Source organism: Candidatus Woesearchaeota archaeon B3_Woes (genome assembly GCA_005222965.1).
Classification (GTDB): Archaea; Nanobdellota; Nanobdellia; order Woesearchaeales; family B3-WOES; genus B3-WOES.
Genome location: NJBG01000001.1, coordinates 801,155 through 815,798 on the forward strand (window position 1 = coordinate 801,155; position 14,644 = coordinate 815,798).

The window sequence follows — 14,644 nt, forward strand, 5'->3', positions numbered from 1 at the left end:
ATGGAACCCAATAAAACAAACTTTTCTTTTTACAATAAACAAGTAATAATCAAAAGTAATGGCGAAATTTGTAAAAATTCAAGGGATTTAACTAAAACAGAATTATTCAAAAATATAATTCATAGATTTCTAGAGGATCTTAGAGAAAGAGACTCCCCTTTTCTAAATGTGTTTCCAGAAAAAATGTCTAAAAGTGAACAAGAAAAAACCATGATAAATCTTTTACAAAAACTTTCAGAATCACCTAAGGAAAAAATAATTAAAACAGCACCAGAATTTACTGATTTTTTCAAAGATAATTACTTGCTTCACCAGTTTGTTGAAGAGCTATATGACTACTGGCGTAACTTTGAGAGGTTTTTTGTATGTTATTCAACAGACAATAATGAAGAATATACACACAAAAAGCCGTATAGGACATTTAATAAAACAATAGGAACTCTAAACCATCTCGTTCGTAAAGTTTACAGAGACATATGCGAGAATATTACTAATGATCATCCAAGAGTATACCGTCAGATATCTGCAGGATGTCAGGTAGGCCTTATTGTAGCTAAAGAAGACTGGAAATGCCCTTCCTACCTTGATAATCAATTAAGAAATATCAATTTTATCAAACAGGTTCTTATAGAACCACCATTGATCATAGACTCTCCAATGAATAAAAGAACAGGCCAATTTAAAAAAGTTGATACAAATCCACTGAAAAATATAGAGTTAAAATCTGAGGATTGGCTGTGTTATCCTGCAAAAGTTGGAGAACTAGTTATCCATCTTTTTTTCCATAATAATTTTATAGGATTAGGAACCGCTGTTGCAAATTTGTTTGAATTAGTAGATGACAAAGATCTTGAAAAAAAGCCAGATGCTATATTTGCATACGGAGTTCCAAAAAATTCTCTTGATAAATTTGGAAAACTTCCAACAGTCTTTTTTGATGATGAAAAAAATAATATATTTGTAGCCGCAATCCAAAGATCAGATGATTTTGGCTATTTTGGATACATCAAAAAGATGATGTTAACTCTTCATAACATCATAATGATGAAAAAAGGAAGACTGCCAATTCATGGTGCTATGGTAAATATAGCTCTTAAGAATGGAAAATCATCTAATATTGTTATCTTAGGAGACACAGGAACTGGTAAATCAGAATCCTTAGAAGCATTTCGTGTTCTTGGAAAAAAATATATCAGAGACATGACTATAATATTTGATGATATGGGTTCATTAGAACTTAAAAACAATAAAATAAAAGCATATGGAACTGAAACAGGAGCATTTGTCAGATTAGATGATCTTCAGCCAGGATTTGCTTTTGGAAACATTGACAGATCAATAATAATAAGTCCTCAAAAAACTAATGCAAGAGCACTACTGCCAGTCACAACACTTAAAGAAGTTCTCCACGGTTATCCAATTGACTTCTTACTATACGCAAACAATTATGAGGAAGTTGATAAAGAACATCCTTTATTTGATGAATTCGAGTCTGTTGATGACGCACTCGAGGTGTTTAATGAAGGAGCTAGGATGGCAAAAGGAACAACTACTGAAAAAGGCATTGTTCATACCTATTTTGCAAATGTATTTGGACCTGTTCAATATAGGGATATTCATGAAAAATTAGCATTAAAATATTTTAAAGTATTATTTAAATCTGGAGTTAGAATAGCACAGCTAAGAACAAGGCTTGGAATTCCTGGTTTTGAAACAAAAGGACCAGAAAGCGCTGCTGAAGAACTCTTTGAAATTATATCAAAAACTAAAAAAGGGTCTAAAAAATGATAAAAGTATTTATTGCACCTTTAGTTGCATTGTTAATATCTCACTCTATAAAAGTATACTTAAGAATACACAAAAACAAAAAACTGAACAAACACCAACGCCATAAAGGAGGAGGGATGCCTTCTGGACACGCTTCTACTGTATCATCCCTGACACTATCATTATATCTCTACCAAGGTTTTGACACACTGTTTATAGTAACTTTCATATTCTCTTTAGTTATTTTAAGAAGTACAATGATAAGAAAAAAAGATACTAAACATACATTATTAGAATTATTAGTTGGTATTATTATAGGAATGTTAACCAGTCTTGTAATATACCTTATATAAAAAACAGAACCAGACAAACAAAGAATAACAGATTATTCAATAAAATCCTAAAATAATTCTTTTTCTTAAAATTAATTTGTAAAGAACCTATGAAAAAACCATAAAACAAAATCAAACTAGAAACCACTAATAAAAAATTTACATTTTTTGATGAAATATAAAACACAATTCCAAGGAGAAAATAAGTAATATAACTCTTTTTATACAGTTCATTAAAATAAAACAAAACAACAATCAAAACCAAAGGTAAAAAAAGAGCCAAATAAACATTTACCCTAAAAAATTCTAAAACAAAGAACAGTATAAAACCCAAAATAATATTATGCAAAAGAATAAAATATCTTTTTCCATCTTTTAATTCTTCTTTTGCCATAAAAGAAAGTATAATTCCAATTAATAATCCTAAATAAACAACCAAACTTATTAAAAAATAATTTAAAAAATCCATTTACTATGCCCCCACTGTACTAATAAGTCTGCATCAACTTTAGGAGTATCACATGCACCAAAACAAGAATTAAGCCATATAAAACATTTAGCATCTGTCTCATGGTGAATTGTATCAACTATTTCATTTGCTTTTGATTTTAAACCATCTGGCAGTTGAATTAAAACTGTTTTGGCCTTTTTCTCTTTTATTCCCTTTACAACCCTATTTAATTCTAAATCATACATAAATCATTAAAAGAACAAGCATTATAAAAAGATTATGTTAATTTCTTTAGTTTTGTGCTAAAATATCTGGATTTGATTCTATAAAACATCTCACATTATCTTCAGATAATAAAGGAGCATCAAATAAAGGTTGTAAATACGAATCAGTCATACCAACTAAAACACCACAACCATAATAATTTGGTTGAGCACTATCCCTATTCGTTGAAGTATGGCCTATCATATATTCAGAAGCCACAATTGCCATAGCTTCTAATGAAGTACCAAAATCTTCTGGGGTCATATCAGGAAATCTATTATCTCTGTTTTTCAAATATGATAAATATCTTGCAACATACTCTATATTTGTTTCAGGATTAGTCAATCTTTCTTCATATAATTCACGTTGTTCAGGTGTTAATTCACCAGTAATACCATCTAATGAAGCTGCAGTGCTTATTGTCATTTGTCCAGGACCTAATGAAACATCTAAGTTTAACAAATCCCCTACACTATCTTGAAGATCATCACAACGCCTTCTCCCATAATTTTCACTTGCAATAATCGAAGCAAGATATGTATCAGGCACACCATATTTAACAGCATTCCACCTTATTATTGATTGATATTTATTAAGAAAATTATATATATCAACCTCTTTTTTATCAATCCCCTTGCTTTGATCTGGAGCAGTTATAACAGGGTTTTCTACATGTTTTTCTAGATTATTAGAAGGATACATTAAATAGAAAGTACCTAATGTAACAGTTCCTAAAATAGCCCCAATTATCCCTTGTTTAAATAACATTATACATCCTTTATAAGATAGTATTATTCCCATTCACAAAATAGTTCATCCATTTCGTGCTTTCCTAATTTTGACTTATTTAGAGCATCTAGTACTCTCTTCTTACCTTTTCCGCCGGTAACTTCATCATATACAAATTCTTCTTCTTCCATTTTATCATAATTTTATGTTAAAAAATAACAGAAATAACTAGTATATAAAGCTTTCTATTTTATATCTACTGGACAGTAGTTAAATTATCTTTTTAATAGGAAACCTCATATATTTCTTACAATCTAAACAATAATACACTAATTTACCTTCTCTGGTTCTAATCCTCAAATTTTCACTAGGAACAAGATATGAATAACAATGCTTGCAAAACCTCTTTTTAATAGAACTATTAAGCCTTATATTATGCTTCATAGCAAGCCGCCTAGCTTTACGCACGCATCTATTTGATTTAGCCTTATCATCTTTAAACGATTCTTTAGCTAACTTCATGAAATTAGAAATATCAATTCTAGCCTGTTTCTTTAATTTCTCCTTTCTAACCTTGAATTTATTTAACATATATTATATTATAAAACCCAAATCTTTAATAACTTTATCAATTTCTTTGAATGTTATGATTAACTTCATGAAAAAATTCTTAAAAAAAAGAGAAAAAATAGGTTTGCCGCTTGAAAAATTAGAAGAATGGTTCAGTAGAAAAACAGAATCTTCTTATGAAAATGTTAACAACAAATTAGATGAAATCAAACAAAATATTCTAAAAGAAACCTCAAAAACAAGAGAAAATATACAAAATCTTGAAAATGCACAGCTAAAAAACGATAAGATAACTACAAGAGAAATGCAGTTTATGGAAGGCAATAGAGACTTTTATACTAAAAGAATCAACATTTTTATTGAATCTATAAAAATACCAGAAGAAGATATCAATGAGTTTATAGAGCAAATTCATGAAGATATTAACAATCTGGGAAAAAATACACTAAAAGCATATCAAACTCTGCAACATTTTTTTAGTCATGAAACATATGCTATTGCTCAAAACATAAAAGCTATAGATAATCAATTTAAGAATTTAAAAGAAATATTATCAGATAGAAAAATAAAAGACATAAAACAAGTAAAAGACAATATAAAATCATTAAAAGAGAATATTGAAAAAGAAAAGCAATTAAAAAACGAAAAAGAACAAACAAAAAACAAAGTTAATGAACTTGAAAAAGAGAAAAAAAATATTCTATCAGAAATATCAAACAAAGAGCAAAGCCAGGAATTTAAAGAATATCATAGATTAGAAGTAGAAAAATACAAGATAAATGAACAATTAACAGAATTAAAAGATGAAATACTCCACTACTTCTCTGTTTTAGAACATGCACTAAAAAAACACATGAAATTACATCCAGAAGATGAAAAATTCTTAAAAGACTATATCGAAGATCCTATAAAAGCAATAGTAGATGATTATAAATTAGACATAAAAAATGTTTTAGAAAAACTAGAAGAAAATATACACACAAAAAAAATAGAATTAAAAGACAAGAAAAAAGAAAAAACACTGCAAGTTATAAATAAGATAAATAAAGCAAAACTCTCTTCTTTTTTAACAGAATATAATAATCTTATGGTAGAACTAAGAAATCTTACAGAAAGAAACAATAATCATACAGTAATTGATGAAATAGAAAATATAAAATTAAAACTAAAAGACAAAAAACAGGATATTGAAGATATTAAAAACAAAGTTGAACAATTAAATGAAACATTATCTCAAATAGACATTAACCTAATGAAAAAACAACTAAAAGAAAAAATAAATGAAATGTTAGATATTGATTTAGAGATTGATTAAAAACCCAATACTTTCAATCCAATAAGTTTTTTACCTTCTAAAAATTCCAGAGAAGCACCACCACCAGTACTAACATGTGTCATTTTGTTTTGTAAATTAAGTTTTCTAACAGAATCTGCTGTTTCTCCTCCACCAATAATAGTTTTGGCCTTGCTTCTTGCCAAATACTTAATTAATTCATTTGTTGATCTATCAAAAGGTTTCTTTTCAAAACACCCTAAAGGCCCATTCCATACAATTGTTTTAGCATTCTTAAGAATATTTTTCCATTCCAATATTGTTCTAGACCCAACATCAAATATCTTTTTATTTTTAGGTATTGAATTAACATCAACAATCTTCTTATCTTCTAAAACATAATCAACAGGTAAAACAAGTTTATTAGAGAATTTTTTCATTAACTTCCTAGCTATTCTTCTCTCTCCTAAATCAATGTAATGAACATCAATAAAAGCCAAAGCCATTTTACCACCAATAAAAATTTTATCAGCCTTTTTACCAAATTTCCCTATAACTTTTATTTTGCTTTTAATCTTTGATCCACCAAAAACAACATAAAAAGGGGGTTTTAAAATAGGATTTAACATCTTAACCTCTTTTTCCACCAATAAACCAGCACAACGATTCTTGAAATATCTAACAATTGCATTAACAGAAGCATGAGATCTGTGACAAGTCCCAAAAGCATCATTCACATAAACATCACCATGATATGAAAGTTTTTTTGCAAACTGCCTATCATTCTCTTTTTCCCCTTTATGAAATCTTAAATTTTCCAATAAAACTATTTTATCCAAAGGCAATTTAACATCAATACAATCATCAACTTTTACAACCTTTTCCCCAATCAATCTACTTAATTTCTTGGCAGTCTTATCCATTTTTAATCTAGAATCTTTTTTACTAGCAGGATTATTCTTCCACGGATCAAGATGACTCATCAAAACAACCTGCTTTGCTTTTTGTTTAATATATTTTATAGTTGGCAAAGAACATCTTATCTTAAAATCATCTGTAATATTTCCTTTTTTATCTAAAGGCACATTAAAATCAACCCTAAGCAGAACTCTTTTATCTCTTAAATCTATATTTTTTAAGGTTTTTAACATATTACCTTGCCATCAACTTGACAACATCAATCATCCTTTTACTAAAACCCCATTCATTATCATACCAAGCACCTAATTTAACAAGATTACCCTTAACTCTTGTTTGCTTACTATCAAATATACTCGAATGAGGATTCCCAACAATATCTGAACTAACTAGTTCTTCCTCAGAATATTCCAGAATTCCTTTTAATTCTTTTTTTGCAGCTTCTTTCACCACATTATTTATCTTATTTTCACTCATTTCTTTTTTTAGAATTAGAGTAGCATCTGAATAACTTCCATCAGGAGTAGGAACCCTTATTGCCATTCCATCTATTTTTCCTTTTAAAGATGGAATAACCATACCAACAGCTTTTGCTGCCCCAGTTGTTGTTGGAATTATATTAATAGCAGCAGCCCTGCCTCTTCTTAAATCTTTATGAGGTAAATCAAGTATATTTTGGCTGCTTGTATAAGAATGAACAGTTGTAATAAAACCCCTTTCAATACCAAACTTTTCATCTATAACTTTAAGCAAAGGAGCTAAACTATTTGTTGTACAAGAAGCATTTGAAACAAACTTTCTACCTTTTGCATCTTTATCATTTACACCCATAACAACAGTTGTTATATTCCCTTCTTTTGCTGGAGCAGATAACAAAACCTTTTTAGCTCCTGCTTTAATATGATTTTGTAAATCATTCTCTGTTTTAAACCTGCCAGTACTCTCAAACACAACATCAACATTTAATTTCTTCCAAGGAAGTTTAGCAGGTTCTTTTTCAGAGAAAAATTTTATTTTTTTATTATTTATAACTAAAAAACCACCTTTAACATCAACCTTTCCTTTAAACTGATCATGAACACTATCATACTTAAACAAATAAGCCATTGTTTTTAAATCGCTCAAATCATTTATTGCTACAAAATTAATATTCTTATCTTCTAAACCAGCCCTAAGAACTAATCTTCCTATCCTCCCAAACCCATTAATAGCCACATTTACCATAATATCACCTTTTTTAATATTTAAGCAAAACCTATTTATATAGTTTGTTATTATAGTCTTTTATGGACATAATAGAAGAATCATTCAAAAGACTATATCCTGAAAAAGAATTTAATTATGAAACTCAAATAAAGTATAGTGGAAAATTCCAGCCATTTAATGCTAATGTAAGATTTAGTTCTAACAAGATAACATTAAATCTAAGCAAACAATGGAAAACAGTTGACAGCGAAATAAAAATTGGATTAATTCAGGAAATGTTAATAAAATTATTCAAATCAAGAAAACATACAAAAAACATGGATATGTACAACACATTCATAAAAAAATTACATAACTTTGTGCCTAAAACACAATCAGAACCAATCTTAGAAGCAAGCTTTAACAGAGTTAACAACAAATATTTCTCAAATATGATAGAACAACCAAACCTTAAATTTGGCCAAGAATCATTCACAAAAGTAGGGAGCTACAGTTATGCTTCAGACTTAATAACAATAAGCTCTGCACTAAAACACGATTATGAATTAATCGACTATGTAATGTATCATGAATTATTGCATAAAAAACACCAATTCAAAAACAAAAACGGAAGAAACTACCACCATACAACTCTTTTTAGAAAAAAAGAAAAAGAATATGAAAATTCTGAATTAATGGAAGAAAGATTAAAAAGACTAAAAAAACAACAATCAAAAATCTTTACGTTTTTTAATTAGAAAATAATTTAAGCTCTAACATACGATCCACTAGGATCTAAAGCCATATAACTCAATGCAGCATTAAGAGCTTTATCAGGATTATCTGCCATTTTTCTTGAATCCTGTAATCTACCTAAAATCATGTATAATGGATCATTATAATTCTGAACATATCCTTCATAAGCAGACCCAACTTTCTTTTCATTTAGTAAAGGATCTTTAAGAAGATGTGGTGGTAATCCTCCTTTTTTATAAAGGTCTGGCATATTAGGAGGACTAACTAAAGCAGCAGGAGAAACACCTGGATTACTACCTCCCCTATTATATTTAAAATCTGTCACCTTATTATATTGTAATTTTACTAAATTTATAAATCTTTGGGTTTTGTTACTACTAAATAATTAAATTAAAAAATCAAGAAACTATTTCTACAACCTTAATCTTAAAATTAAGATTCTTTCCAGCAAGAGGATGATTTAGATCAATAGTTATCTCCTTATCATTAGCATCTGTTACTCTAACTGGAATCTGTTTTCCATCTGGTGTACCCATTCCTAAAACCATTCCAGGTTTTATCTCCTTATCTTTAGGCAGCTTGTCTCTAGGTACTTTCTTAATTAATTCAGGATTAACATCACCATAAGCTTCAGATGAACTAAGTTTTATCTCTTTCTCCTGCCCTTTTTCCATACCCACAACAGCCTCATCAAAGCCTTTTATTAATTGACCAGCCCCAACTTCAAACTCTATTGGTTGTTTTCCTTCTGAAGTATCAAATACATTACCATCATCAAATGTTCCAGTATAATCAACTTTTATTTTATCTCCTTTCTTTATTGGCATTTTATCAACTCCTATTTATATTATTTAAATTTAACACCTTTGCCCATCATATTGGCCATGTTTCCCATTCCACCCATTTTTTTAACCATCTTATCCATATCTTTTCCGCCTTTCATCATCTTCATCATTTTTTTGCCTTGTTTATATTGTTTAATCAATTCCCTCACATCAGAAGGATTAACACCAGCTCCTTTTGCTATCCTATCAATTCTTGTTGAGCTAATCAAAGAAGGATCTTCTAATTCCTCTTTAGTCATAGAACCCATTGCATGTTTCCACTTTTCTAGTTTGCCTTCCTGAACCTGAAGCATTTCTTTTGGCATTTTAATTTGTGAAAAACCAGGGATCATCTCCATAACTTTGTTTAAAGGCCCCATTTTCTTCATAGCAACCATCTGTTCATACAAATCAATAAGCGTAAAATCACCCTTAAGAAGCCTAGCTCCTAAATCCTGAGCTTCATCCTCTGTAATAGCACCTTTTGCTTTTTCTAACAATGCTGCTATATCTCCCATACCCAATAACCTGCCAACAAAACCCTTTGGATTAAATGATTCTAAATCATTAATTTTTTCACCAACTCCAATAAACTTAATCGGAGCCCCCGAAACAGTACATGCAGATAAAGCACCACCTCCACGTGCAGTTGAATCCATCTTTGTAATAATAATTCCAGTTATATCACAACTTTTATTAAATTGCTCTGCTTGTGTCTGAGCAGCCTGTCCAATATCAGCAGAAATAATAAGCAATCTTTCCTGAGCCTTAATCAAATCATTAATAGACTCAATCTCTTTAATCAAATCATCACTCAAGGCATCTCTTCCTGCAGTATCTATCAAAACAATATCATACTTTTTCTCATGTGCTTCAAAAGATTTCCATATTTTAGTAACATCTTTCTCTTTTTTATCTATATAAACAGGAACATTAGCCTGATGAGCAATCTGCTCAATCTGATCCATTGCAGCAGGCCTATGAACATCTAGACCAACTAAAGCAACCTTATAACCTCTTGTAGTGAAATATCTTGCCAATTTTCCACAATGAGTTGTTTTGCCAGAACCAAACAAACCAACCATCATTATTTTGAAAGGCTTAGAATCAACATTAATCTTAGAAACTTCACCACCCATAAAATTAACTAATTCATCATAAACAATATTAACTAATTGTTCTTTTTTAGTCAAACCAGAAGGAAGATCTTCTTTTAGAGCCCTCTCCTTAATCTTCTTGGTCAACTCAAAAACTAACTTAACATTAACATCAGCCTGTAGTAGTGCCTTTTGTATATCTTTAATTAATTCATTTATTAGTTTTTCATCTACAAAAACAGACTTAGCTATCTTGCTTAAGGTATTTTTCAAATTATTACCTAATTTCTCAAGTACCATTCCAAAATAAAATGAATAACCCTATATAAATATTAAGGTTTATTCCACAACATTTATAAATAAAAGATATTACCATAAAAATATAAAAAACAAGGGTGGTAATATATGAAAAAACATAGTTCTACTAAACACAAAACAACCAAAAAGAAATCTACAAAATTTAAAATAAAAAAATCAGACTTTTGGAAATACACAACATTTATCTGTGTTATATTATTAATCTACGTTCTTGCAGCTGGTACAGGATCAGTCAGTGAAAAAAATGCAGGAAACATTGCTATAAATTATATAAACACCAACCTTCTTCCAGAAGGCAATACAGCTGAACTCAATTCTATAACTGAAACAAACGGTGTTTATGCTGTAGATCTTTCAATTAATGGTCAATCATATACATCTTATGTAACTAAAGATGGAAAAATGTTGTTTACACAAGAAGGAATTGATATGACAAAAGAAGTAGAAGCATCAGTAGAAACAACACCAACTCAACCTCAAGGACCAGAAGACTGGACTGTATTTGAAAATGAACTTTCTGCAGATATTAAATCAAAAATACTATCATTTGAAACAGGATCACCAGAAACATATGAAGGAAGAATATTAGAATTTAAAAGCTTTGAAGAAATTCCAAAAACTTTGATAGTATTTTATTCTCCAGGTTGTGGATGGTGTAAGAAATATTATCCTGTTCTTCTTGAAGCAAAAGAAAAATATCCACAACTTAAGATATATGCACTTGAATTAAATGATTATAGAAATGTTGCAAATAAATATGGAATTACAGGAACACCAGGAAATGTAATTAATGGAAAATATAAAGTTAGTGGATACATGCCAATAGGGGATTTGTCAGACATTTTGAATAAACTAAGTTAATATGAGAAAACCTTTGATAGCAGCTAACTGGAAAATGAACTTAACAGTTAAAGAAGCTGTTAGGTTAGCCACTTCATTAAAACAAAAACTAAAAAAGGTAAAAAACAAAGAAATTCTATTATGCCCTTCTTTTACAGCTTTACAAGAAGTAAATAAAGCTATAAAAAATTCTAACATAAAATTAGGAGCACAAGATGTTTGTTACAAAGATAAAGGAGCGTATACAGGAGAAATCTCTCCTAAAATGCTTAAAGAATTTGGTTGTAAATATGTTATAGTGGGACATTCTGAAAGAAGGCATATCTTTAATGAAACAGATAATATAATAAATCTAAAATTGAAAAATGCCTTAAAAAATAAACTAAATCCAATACTCTGTGTTGGAGAAACTTTAACAGAAAGAAAATCAAACAAAACAAAAAAAGTTATCATAAACCAAATAAAAAAAGGATTAAAAGACGTTAGTAAAAAAGATATGAAAAATGTTGTTATTGCTTATGAACCAGTATGGGCAATTGGAACCGGAAAAACAAGTTCTCCTCAAGATGCTCAAAAATCCCATAACACCATAAGAAACCGAATCAATAAAATATATAGCAAAGGAATAAGCAAAAAAATAAGAATTCTTTATGGAGGAAGCGTCACTCCAGATAACTCAAAAGAATTAATAGCTCAACCAGATATAGATGGTTCTCTAGTTGGTACTAAATCATTAAAAGCACAAGATTTTTCTAGAATAATCAAATAACTTTTACATAAACTATATTTGTACTAGAAGTTCCACCAGTTACACTAATTGTTACAGCATACTTTCCTACTTGTGCATCACCACTAACTCTAATAGGAATATCAAATATTTCTCTTTCATTACTCTCTATAGCTCTTGTTACACTTGTAACTTTTATATCATTAACAGTACAACCACTCATTACAGAACCATCATTATCATAACAAGACGTACCATCCCATGAAGGGGTTATTCCAAAACTAGTTGTATTATCATTTATATTTAATATTCCAATACCAACAATATCACTCTTCCCTTGTCTTACTGTTAGTTGAGATGGATAAACAACAACCTGATCAGCAGAACTCATCATAATTTGTTGTATCTCTTTTTTTGTCTGATCATCAAGATTTTGTTTTATAACATCTGCTTCAACAAAAAACTTTCTAAATAAACTTAAACCCATCCCAAACACAACTAACGCTATTACTAACATTACAATAAAATTAATAGTTAATTGAAGCCCTTTTTTATTCATTTTGTATCTGTAACATCTACAACTACTTCTAACATTTTTGTATTGTTATCAGAGTCTTTTGCCAATAATTCAAATAAACAAGTTCCTTCATAAAGCTTTGGATCTGCTTCTATTACTAAAGGAGGAACCCTATTACTCCTTGGTAACACGGTTATACCTTCTTTATAATCAAAAGAAATTTTACTACAATCTATATCTTTACTAATATTACTATATGTGTGGTTTATATTCCATGCAACAACCTTGCTATCTTCATTTTTCAAAAGCATAAAAAATATTCTCCTTTCTCCAGGTTGAATACTAACTGTTTGAAATTCCAAATCAAATGTTTTTTCAGACATTTTTAACCTATCAATCCTTTGATTAGTTATAGTATCAAAAGCATCTTTTATATCTCCCCCCATTTTTGAATACATATAACGTCCAAAAGTCAAAAATATCCCTAAAAAAACAATAGCAATTATTATTAAAACGATTGTTTCTGTTGTAATATATACAGTAGCTTTTTTCATCTTAATAAAAAAGAAACTATTAACTCATTTTATTATTTCATACTCTTTTACAATTATTATAAGCAATAATATTAATACAATTGCTCCTATTGATATAACTGCAACACCATCAAGAGCCATACCTCTAAATATCAACCATAAACCAAAAACCATTATAAATGTGCCAATCCACAAAAATTTGTCTAGAACAAGCTTCATTACCTCAAATTCTTGTTGGTCTGTTAATCTTTTTTTCATATTAAAAAGAGCAAATTTAACTTACTACATCAACAGTCAATTCAACTATTTTATTATAATCAGGAGTACCTACACTATCTGCATCTGAATCCCCTTTTAATTCAAAAACACAACTACCTACATTTGAACTAGATGTTGTTTTAATATTTATTGGCACTACTACAACAGAACCCTTTGCTACTTTTGTTTTAGTACCTTTAAACTCAAGATATACTTCTACTACATCTGTTGGTTCTGTCCCACTATCTGTTCTTGCACCACATAAACCTGTTGTTGTCCCTTCCATTGAAATAACTCCTGCTGTAGTAACATTAAATACATTTGTCCTATTAGTAGAACCAGTTTCTCCCAATCTACTTGCCTCAACCTGCCTCAACTGAAAATTTTTCCCAACCGTAGCTTTATTTTTAAATCCAATAAAAATCTGAGTATCTTCTCCTGCTTTAAGCTCAACTTTAGGCCTGCTTAAATCAAAAACTTTATCACTCTCTTTCATCTGATCAATCATTTGTTTTTTAACAGTCCCACCAACCTCTTCAAACTCCTTTGTAGCAGAACCAAATATATTTCTCATAAAAGACAAACCAAGCCCAAGCATGGTTATAGCAAGAATCAAAACAACAATAGCATTAATACTGAGATTCAAACCACCTTTTTTATTACGCCTCATTTATCCACCTCTATTTAACTTACAATATCAACAGTCAACTCAATAGTTTCATTCTTATCTAGACTACCTGAAGTAGTACCATGTTCAACAACTATTTCATAAAAACAAGTATCTTGATCTACATCAGAACTGGTTTTAACATTTAAAGGCAAAACAACAACTTCTCCTTTTAATACTTCTGTTTCACCTGTTTTAAACTCTAAATAAATTATTTTATCTCCGGTATTATCTAATATATTACAAGTATCAGCATCACCTAATGTAGTTGATGACGAACCAGTAGTACTTACCTGAAAATATCTTTGAACATTGCCATCATTTTTAAATCCAATAAAAATTTGAGTTTCTTCCCCTGCCTTAAGCTCTACTTTAGGCCTGCTCAAATCAACAGTATTATCACTCTCTTTCATCTGATCAATCATCTGCTTTCTAACAGTTCCTCCAACTTCTTCAAACTCTTGTGTAGCAGAACCAAATATATTTCTCATAAAAGACAAACCAAGCCCAAGCATGGTTATAGCAAGAATCAAAACAACAATAGCATTAATACTAAGATTTAGAGCAGCCCTCTTATTACGCCTCATTCATACACCTCTTTTTCTAAGATAAACATAA

Annotated in this window: 20 protein-coding genes; 6 read left to right on the forward strand and 14 right to left on the reverse strand. The window is 29.6% G+C overall.

All coding sequences use genetic code 11. The annotated features are described in order from the left end of the window. Complete coding sequence (locus CEE44_04265) at positions 1 to 1,788, forward strand: phosphoenolpyruvate carboxykinase (GenBank protein TKJ17719.1); 1,788 nt, start codon at positions 1 to 3, stop codon at positions 1,786 to 1,788. After that, positions 1,785 to 2,120 (forward strand): hypothetical protein, encoded by a 336-nt coding sequence (locus CEE44_04270; protein TKJ17720.1) that lies wholly within the window; start codon positions 1,785 to 1,787, stop codon positions 2,118 to 2,120. Before CEE44_04265 ends, CEE44_04270 begins: the two co-directional genes overlap by 4 nt. Here CEE44_04270 and CEE44_04275 read toward each other — a convergent pair. From CEE44_04275 to CEE44_04290, 4 genes are all read right to left on the reverse strand, one after another. Further along, positions 2,113 to 2,568 carry a hypothetical protein gene (locus CEE44_04275; GenBank protein TKJ17721.1) on the reverse strand — a complete coding sequence of 152 codons (456 nt, stop codon included), beginning with the start codon at positions 2,566 to 2,568 and terminating at the stop codon, positions 2,113 to 2,115. The two genes, CEE44_04270 and CEE44_04275, sit on opposite strands and share 8 nt — an antisense overlap. Next, on the reverse strand, positions 2,556 to 2,795 hold the full coding sequence (locus tag CEE44_04280; GenBank protein ID TKJ17722.1) for a hypothetical protein: 240 nt from the start codon (positions 2,793 to 2,795) through the stop codon (positions 2,556 to 2,558). Before CEE44_04280 ends, CEE44_04275 begins: the two co-directional genes overlap by 13 nt. 46 nt (positions 2,796 to 2,841) lie before the next feature. After that, positions 2,842 to 3,582 (reverse strand): hypothetical protein, encoded by a 741-nt coding sequence (locus CEE44_04285; GenBank protein ID TKJ17723.1) that lies wholly within the window; start codon positions 3,580 to 3,582, stop codon positions 2,842 to 2,844. Positions 3,583 to 3,813: 231 nt separating this feature from the next. Then, entirely contained in the window at positions 3,814 to 4,134 is a 321-nt protein-coding gene (locus CEE44_04290) for a ribonuclease P (protein TKJ17724.1), read from the reverse strand. Between CEE44_04290 and CEE44_04295 the strand changes: the two genes are divergently transcribed. After that, complete coding sequence (locus CEE44_04295) at positions 4,118 to 5,428, forward strand: hypothetical protein (protein ID TKJ17725.1); 1,311 nt, start codon at positions 4,118 to 4,120, stop codon at positions 5,426 to 5,428. The two genes, CEE44_04290 and CEE44_04295, sit on opposite strands and share 17 nt — an antisense overlap. Here the strand turns inward: CEE44_04295 and pgk are convergent. Both pgk and gap read right to left on the reverse strand, forming a co-directional pair. Then, positions 5,425 to 6,537 carry a phosphoglycerate kinase gene (gene pgk, locus CEE44_04300; protein TKJ17726.1) on the reverse strand — a complete coding sequence of 371 codons (1,113 nt, stop codon included), beginning with the start codon at positions 6,535 to 6,537 and terminating at the stop codon, positions 5,425 to 5,427. The genes CEE44_04295 and pgk overlap by 4 nt on opposite strands. 1 nt (position 6,538) lies before the next feature. Next, positions 6,539 to 7,528: a type I glyceraldehyde-3-phosphate dehydrogenase gene (gap, locus tag CEE44_04305; GenBank protein ID TKJ17727.1), complete on the reverse strand. Its 990-nt coding sequence runs from the start codon at positions 7,526 to 7,528 to the stop codon at positions 6,539 to 6,541. Between the two features lie 62 nt (positions 7,529 to 7,590). Between gap and CEE44_04310 the strand changes: the two genes are divergently transcribed. Continuing rightward, positions 7,591 to 8,247, forward strand: a complete 657-nt coding sequence (locus CEE44_04310) for a hypothetical protein (GenBank protein ID TKJ17728.1) — start codon at positions 7,591 to 7,593, stop codon at positions 8,245 to 8,247. Positions 8,248 to 8,255: 8 nt separating this feature from the next. On the opposite strand, the gene CEE44_04315 is transcribed toward CEE44_04310, so the two are convergent. The 3 genes from CEE44_04315 to CEE44_04325 all read right to left on the reverse strand — a co-directional run bounded on the left by CEE44_04315 (position 8,256) and on the right by CEE44_04325 (position 10,466). Further along, positions 8,256 to 8,570 carry a hypothetical protein gene (locus CEE44_04315; protein ID TKJ17729.1) on the reverse strand — a complete coding sequence of 105 codons (315 nt, stop codon included), beginning with the start codon at positions 8,568 to 8,570 and terminating at the stop codon, positions 8,256 to 8,258. Between the two features lie 73 nt (positions 8,571 to 8,643). After that, the gene (locus CEE44_04320; GenBank protein ID TKJ17730.1) at positions 8,644 to 9,072 is read right to left on the reverse strand and encodes a peptidylprolyl isomerase; all 429 of its coding nucleotides are present in this window, start codon (positions 9,070 to 9,072) and stop codon (positions 8,644 to 8,646) included. A 20-nt stretch (positions 9,073 to 9,092) separates the two neighbouring features. Then, positions 9,093 to 10,466: a signal recognition particle protein gene (locus CEE44_04325; GenBank protein TKJ17731.1), complete on the reverse strand. Its 1,374-nt coding sequence runs from the start codon at positions 10,464 to 10,466 to the stop codon at positions 9,093 to 9,095. Between the two features lie 105 nt (positions 10,467 to 10,571). Here CEE44_04325 and CEE44_04330 point away from each other — a divergent pair, with 105 nt between their 5' ends. Together CEE44_04330 and CEE44_04335 are read left to right on the forward strand one after the other, a co-directional pair. Beyond that, positions 10,572 to 11,345 carry a hypothetical protein gene (locus tag CEE44_04330; protein ID TKJ17732.1) on the forward strand — a complete coding sequence of 258 codons (774 nt, stop codon included), beginning with the start codon at positions 10,572 to 10,574 and terminating at the stop codon, positions 11,343 to 11,345. Position 11,346: 1 nt separating this feature from the next. Further along, on the forward strand, positions 11,347 to 12,093 hold the full coding sequence (locus CEE44_04335) for a triose-phosphate isomerase (GenBank protein ID TKJ17733.1): 747 nt from the start codon (positions 11,347 to 11,349) through the stop codon (positions 12,091 to 12,093). On the opposite strand, the gene CEE44_04340 is transcribed toward CEE44_04335, so the two are convergent. The 5 genes from CEE44_04340 to CEE44_04360 are packed head-to-tail and all read right to left on the reverse strand — an operon-like array spanning position 12,086 to position 14,613. Next, positions 12,086 to 12,610 (reverse strand): hypothetical protein, encoded by a 525-nt coding sequence (locus CEE44_04340; protein ID TKJ17734.1) that lies wholly within the window; start codon positions 12,608 to 12,610, stop codon positions 12,086 to 12,088. The two genes, CEE44_04335 and CEE44_04340, sit on opposite strands and share 8 nt — an antisense overlap. Continuing rightward, complete coding sequence (locus CEE44_04345; GenBank protein ID TKJ17735.1) at positions 12,607 to 13,122, reverse strand: hypothetical protein; 516 nt, start codon at positions 13,120 to 13,122, stop codon at positions 12,607 to 12,609. Before CEE44_04345 ends, CEE44_04340 begins: the two co-directional genes overlap by 4 nt. 24 nt (positions 13,123 to 13,146) lie before the next feature. Beyond that, positions 13,147 to 13,359, reverse strand: a complete 213-nt coding sequence (locus tag CEE44_04350; protein ID TKJ17736.1) for a hypothetical protein — start codon at positions 13,357 to 13,359, stop codon at positions 13,147 to 13,149. A gap of 16 nt (positions 13,360 to 13,375) precedes the next feature. Continuing rightward, positions 13,376 to 14,029: a hypothetical protein gene (locus CEE44_04355; GenBank protein ID TKJ17737.1), complete on the reverse strand. Its 654-nt coding sequence runs from the start codon at positions 14,027 to 14,029 to the stop codon at positions 13,376 to 13,378. 14 nt (positions 14,030 to 14,043) lie between these two features. Continuing rightward, entirely contained in the window at positions 14,044 to 14,613 is a 570-nt protein-coding gene (locus CEE44_04360; GenBank protein TKJ17738.1) for a hypothetical protein, read from the reverse strand. Between the last annotated feature and the right edge of the window lie 31 nt (positions 14,614 to 14,644).